Origin of the sequence: Spirillospora sp. NPDC049652 (assembly GCF_040675125.1) — a bacterium.
GTDB lineage: Bacteria > Actinomycetota > Actinomycetes > Streptosporangiales > Streptosporangiaceae > Spirillospora.
On record NZ_JBFAOF010000733.1, the window covers coordinates 1 to 3,820 of the forward strand.

Below are 3,820 nucleotides of genomic sequence, written 5' to 3' on the forward strand. Positions count from 1 at the left end.
CGCCGTGACCACGTGGGCGTCGACCTGCACCGCCGGGGGAGGGGGCGCGGCCTCGACCGGGGCCGCCCCGCCCGGGGCGGCGGCCTCCGGCCAGTGCATCTCCACGACCAGCTCGCCCGCCTGCACCCGGACGCTCGCGGGCTGCCGGGACGACCCGTCGAGCAGTCGGGCGACCTGTTGGCGCAGTTCGTCCAGCGTGACGTTCATCTGCTGCCCCTCCCTTCGGCGGGTCCGACGAGGACGAGGCTGGTCGCCGCGCTTGGAACCCCGCTCGACGCCGACTGGAGAGCGGCGGCGTCGAGCGGGGCTCAAGGCGCGGCTGGCACCCTGCGACCGGTCGGGACGAGCGTCCCCGGCGGAAAGGGGAGCGGACCGTGACGGACGAAGCCGAGGTGCTGGTCGTCGGCGGCGGGTACGCCGGTCTCGCGTCGGCGCTGTTCCTGTCCCACCAGGGCGTGCGGTGCCTGCTGGTGGACAAGCACCCGGACGTCTCGCCGCTCGGCCGGGCGCGCGGCATCAACATGCGGACGATGGAGCTGTACCGGCCGCTCGGCCTGGAGAAGGCGCTGCTGGAGGCGGGCCGTCCGTTCGACTCCGAGACCGGCGTGGTGCGCTGCGAGCGGCTGACCGGCGAGTGGCACTGGATCCTGGACCACCAGACGCCGCGCGCGCTGCCCGACCTGACGCCCGGCGTGTTCGGGATGGCCGACCAGAGCAGCGTCGAGCCCATCCTGATCGACGCCGCCCGCGAGCGCGGGGCAGCCATCCGGTTCGGCGCCGAGCTGCTGTCGGCGGACCAGGACGCCGAGGGCGTCACCGCGCGGATCCTCGACCACGCGTCCGGTGCGCGCAGCACGGTTCGGGCGCGGTACCTGATCGCCGCCGACGGGTACCGCAGCGGAATCCGGCGGCGGCTCGGCATCGCGCGGCCTGGGCCGGGAGTCACCGAGCACTGGATCAGCTTCATCGTGGACGCCGACCTGTCGGAGGTGGTGACGCGGCGCGCGCTGCTCTGGATCGTGGTGAATCCCGAGGTGGGCACCGGTTCGCTGCTCACGCAGGCCAAGCCCGACCAGTGGGTCGTCAGCGTCACCTACGACCCCGCGCGGCAGAGCCCGGCGGACTTCACACCCGACCGCTGCGCGGCGCTGGCCCGGGCGGTCATCGGGGCGGACCTGCCGGTGCGGGTCGGGGTGATCACCTCCTGGGAGCAGGCGGTCGGAGTCGCCGACCGGTTCCGCTCCGGGCGGATGTTCCTGGTCGGCGACAGCGCGCACGTGTGGCCGCCCGCGGGTGCGATGGGGGCGAACGCCGCCGTCCAGGACGCGCACAACCTGGCCTGGAAGCTCGCCGCCGTCCTGGGTGGCCGCGCCGCCGACGGTCTGCTCGACACCTACGAGGACGAGCGCCGCCCGGTCGCGTCCGCGCTCGCCGACCTGACCGTCCGCCGCCAGCGGGCGCGCTTCGGCGCGTCGCTCGGCGAGGACGACGTGGACGACGTGGTCTGCATCCTGGGCCAGCGGTACAACTCGTCCGCCGTGATCGACCCCGCCCACACCACCGTCTACGGCGGCGAGGTCGAGCGGGACGCGCTGCCCGGCACGCGCATGCCGCACCTGTGGCTGGACACGGACGTGTCCACGCACGACCTGTTCCACGACGCTTTCGTCGTGCTCACCGACACCGACGAATGGCTGCGCGCCGCGGCGTCGGTCAACCTGCGCGCCCACCGGGCGCCCGTCCGGGGCTGCATCCTGGTCCGGCCGGACGGCTACGTCGCCTGGCGCGCGTCCGGCCCGGTCGCCGACCCGGCCGCCGAACTGGACGGCGCGCTCCGTCGCGTCCTTGGAGTGAAGCCATGAGACTGCCACTGCTGTTGGCGGCCGGCGCCGCCCTGGCCTTGACGCCCGGTGTCGCGCACGCCGGGCAGACCCATACGTACTACCTCGACTGCGGCGGAGGCGACGACAACGCCTCGGGAACCTCGCCCCGGCACGCCTGGCGCACCCCCGACCGCGCCGGCCGGACCGTCCTCGGGCCGGGCGACCGGCTGGCGCTGCGCGCCGGGACGCTCTGCCGGGGCCAGCTGTCCCCGCAGGGCTCCGGAACGTCCGCCCGTCCGATCACGCTCACCCGTTACGGCACCGGCCCGCGCCCGAAGGTCGTCGGGACGGGCGGCCCCGCCGCCGTGCTGCTGCGCAACACGGCAGGCTGGGTCGTCTCCGGCCTCGACGTGTCCAACCCCGGCCAGGACGCGCGCGCACGAGCGGGCATCGAGGTCCGACTGTCGGACTACGGCGTCGGCAGGCACTACGTCGTGTCCGACACCGTCGTCCACGATGTGACGGGCTGCGACTGCGTGGCCAGCGGCGGCATCGTGTTCAGCGCGGAGGGCACGACGCGACCGACCGCCTTCGACGACGTGCGCGTGACGGGCAACCAGGTGACGGCCGTGGACGGCGCGGGCATCGGCACCTTCTCCACCTGGGTCAAACGCCCGTCCTACCCTTCCGGAGACGCCCCCTACGTGCCGATGACCCGCGTCCGGCTCACGGGGAACACCCTGCGGACCATCCGCGGCCACGGCATCGTCGTCGGGAACGGCGCGTCCCCGCTGATCGACCACAACCGGGTGGACGGCTTCTCTTACGGCACCACCGTGGCGCACCTGGGCATCTTCGCCTGGAACTCCGACCACCCGACCATCGAGCGCAACGTGGTGCTGAACGGAACCGGCATGTTCGCCGCCGCGCTCGGCGTCGAGGCCGCCAGCGACGACACCCTCATCCAGTACAACCGCACCGGTCGCAACCAGGGCGGCTTCGTGTGGGTGTGCAGCGATGGCGACAACCCGGTGCGCGGCGCGACCATCCGCTACAACATCAGCGACGACGACCGCAACGCCGTCCTCGGCACGACCACGATCCCGCTGATCAGCGTGTGCCCGGGCAGCATCGACAGCGACGTGACGTTCACCGGCAACGACGTGCGCGCCCCCTCCGCGACCGTCCTGATCGCGATGTCCGGGACGACCGTGCACACCTTCCGCAACAACATCTTCGCCACCCCCGGGAGCATCGACGACGCGTACGGCGTCTACGACCACAACCTCTACTCCGGCGTCGCCGCCGCCCATCCCGGCGACTCCGGCGCGGTGCTGGGCGACCCGCGCTTCGCCGGCCCGGGCGACTTCCGCCTGGCCTGCGGCTCCCCGGCACTGCGTGCGGGCTCACCGTCCCCCGAGGCATCGGGCGGCGACTACTACGGACTACCGGTGCCCACCCCACCCAGCATCGGCGCCTACCAGGGCCCCTGCGTCCCCTGACAGCCGAACGCGGAAGCGCCGGGCGACTCCAGCCGGGGTCGAGCGCGGAAGACGATGATGGCCGTCCAGGAAAGGGGATCCCATGGCCGGCGACAGCACACCTACGGCGCTCGTGACCGGAGCCAACCGGGGAATCGGACGGGCGGTCGCGGCCGAGCTGCATCGGCGGGGGGCCCGCGTCGTCGTCACGGCGCGAGACGCCGAGGCGGCGGCGCGCACCGCACGCGAGATCGGGCCCGAGGTCGAGGCGCGGGGATTGGACGTCACCGACGAGGAGTCGGTCGGGAAGGCGGCGGCCGAGGCGGCCGTGGACATCCTGGTCTGCAACGCCGGGGTGCTGCTGGACGCCGGCTGCGATCCGCTGAGCGCGCCGTTGGAGCTCGTCGCGCGGACGATGGAGGTGAACCTGCTCGGCACCTGGCGGGTCGCGCAGGCGTTCGTGCCCGCGATGGTGCGGCGCGGCTGGGGGCGGGTGGTGATCGTCTCCAGCGGGAC

4 protein-coding genes are annotated in these 3,820 nt (G+C 73.7%); 3 read left to right on the forward strand and 1 reads right to left on the reverse strand.

Annotated features, from left to right (window positions below):
* Positions 1-207 (reverse strand): hypothetical protein (locus AB0J52_RS31575; RefSeq protein WP_500186428.1); only part of this gene is annotated, 207 nt, incomplete at its 3' end.
* Between the two features lie 167 nt (positions 208-374).
* On the opposite strand from AB0J52_RS31575, the gene AB0J52_RS31580 reads away from it, so the two are divergent.
* The 3 genes from AB0J52_RS31580 to AB0J52_RS31590 all read left to right on the forward strand — a co-directional run.
* Positions 375-1,862 carry an FAD-dependent monooxygenase gene (locus AB0J52_RS31580; RefSeq protein WP_500186429.1) on the forward strand — a complete coding sequence of 496 codons (1,488 nt, stop codon included), beginning with the start codon at positions 375-377 and terminating at the stop codon, positions 1,860-1,862.
* Positions 1,859-3,325 carry a right-handed parallel beta-helix repeat-containing protein gene (locus AB0J52_RS31585; RefSeq protein WP_500186430.1) on the forward strand — a complete coding sequence of 489 codons (1,467 nt, stop codon included), beginning with the start codon at positions 1,859-1,861 and terminating at the stop codon, positions 3,323-3,325. The genes AB0J52_RS31580 and AB0J52_RS31585 overlap by 4 nt, the downstream gene beginning before the upstream one ends.
* 82 nt (positions 3,326-3,407) lie before the next feature.
* The coding region (locus AB0J52_RS31590; protein ID WP_500186431.1) for an SDR family NAD(P)-dependent oxidoreductase at positions 3,408-3,820 on the forward strand (413 nt) is incomplete at its 3' end.